This window comes from Salicola sp. AFF1, assembly GCF_056783195.1.
This window is the reverse complement of the sequence record NZ_JBXAYL010000082.1, coordinates 1-1,917: the sequence shown is the minus strand read 5'-3', so window position 1 is coordinate 1,917 and position 1,917 is coordinate 1. Positions and strand designations below refer to the sequence as shown.

Annotated in this window: 1 protein-coding gene; it reads left to right on the top strand. The window is 57.3% G+C overall.

Annotated features, from left to right (window positions below):
- Positions 1-1,863: 3'-5' exonuclease (locus AC1RQI_RS16710; protein WP_481905744.1), on the top strand; the 1,863-nt coding region annotated here is incomplete at its 5' end.
- Positions 1,864-1,917: the final 54 nt, after the last annotated feature.

The following is a 1,917-nucleotide window of genomic DNA, read 5'->3' as shown; positions in this document are numbered from 1 at the left end:
ATACTGACCTGGAGCCAGCTCCTACAAAGAGCTGATAGCGGGTTCCGGGGCAAGTGGGTCGATTTGCTTGCGCTTACGGAAGAAGAACACTCGGAACTGGCACCAGTTCATGTACTTCGATTCGACCATGATCTATGGAGCGTCAAAAAGTCGAAGAATAAGCCTGGCCTGTATAGTGACGGCACCATTGCAATGGCCAATCACATCCAGAGCCTTCTGGATTCCGGCCACCAGATAAAGGATCGGGCCACTCAGACCAAACGTCCCATCAGACCCGCCGACATTGCCGTGCTTGCCCGCACCCACACCAAACTCCAGACCTTTGCGGGCGCACTACGCCAGGTCGGTATCCGCCCCCAGCTTCAGGAACCAGGCCTGTTCGAGAGCCCGGCGGTTCAGTGGGTTCTCAACGCCCTGCAGTGGCTCACCAACCCCAATGACCAGTATGCGGCGCTCGCGTTGCTCACCTCCCCCCTGATTAACGGGCACCACAGCGACACGCTGGAACATCAACTGGAGCAGCGGATCAATCAGGGCTCTCTCGATACAATGCCGCTAAACCCACTGGTCCCACCTGCGCGGGAGCTTGCTTTCAAATCTGTACAGGAGCAGGTGGAAGCCATCATCGAACACGGCGATTTGTATCAGCGCCTGCAATACCGGGAGACCGGGGAGCAGGAACGTGCCAACGTCGTCGCACTGCTCGGCCTGGCTCAGAGTTTTCAGCAACAGCAGCCGGAAACCCTGCAGGCGCAGGGGCTGTTCGGCCACAATCCGGCTACGTTTCAGGCTTGGCTGGAAGAAAACCGCGAGGAGTTCGACACCCAACCCGAGGCTGATCCCCAGGCGGATGATGCCGTCATCCTGAAGACCTGGCACGGCGCCAAAGGCCTTGAGTGGCCGGTGGTGCTGGTCCTGCAGGGCAAAGAAGCAAGTAAGATCCAACTACCCGCCACGGATATGGCCTATACCTCTGAGGACGCCCGGAAGATGCTGCAACACAGCTTTGTCCGGATCCTGCCGAATTTTGCGGACTCCCGCTCCGTAGACCGAATGAAGGCACCGCTATTGCCGGAGCAGGACCAAGCTGACCGAAATCTCTATTATGTGGCCATGACCCGCGCCCGGGAACAACTGATTCTGCCCTGGTTCAGCAAGCCAGAGGACGGCTCTCTGCTCCACCGAATCAGCGGCCTGTTCAAGCCGGAGGCAGACACAGCCTTCGATTTCCAGGAAACTGCCATGACCAGTGACATGGCCAGAGTCCCTGAGCTGGACTCAACCACTCCAAGCCGCAACATTGTCTCTATTGCCGATGGTATAACGCCATCGCCAATTGAGAACGTCCAGACGCCGTCACTGAGTCACCAACCAGAATCTCAATCACCTGCGGGTTCCGAAGAACTGTCCTACGGTTCACCGATGCCACTGACGGCCCTGCGCACAGAGATTCGTGCTGACGAGCTTGGCTCCTGGGTGCACCAGCTTTACCAAACGCATCTCAAAAACCCTACGATCATCGATCGCGCCATTGCATTGGCACCCGTGAATGAGCTACCACCGGGCTGGCGGGATCAATGCGAGACCCACCTCAACGCGCTGGCGGAAGCCCTGCAAACCCAACTGGGCATGACGCAGGCCCATTGCGAATGCAATGTGCTAGCCCTGAACCAGCAAGGTCAGACCCTGAGTGGCGTGATTGACCTACTGGTAGAAACCGATGACGGCTACTGGGTGATCGACCACAAGACAGACACCGAGCAGGATGCCGACAAACACTGGACTCAGATAAGGGCCTACGCAGAGTGCCTGGAACTCGAAAAGCCGGTTCTGGGGCTTGCTGTCAATGGCCATCTATTTTGACCCACCTTTGGCCAATAAAATTGACCCACCCTTCATAGTCTAGTTCTTGGTTTT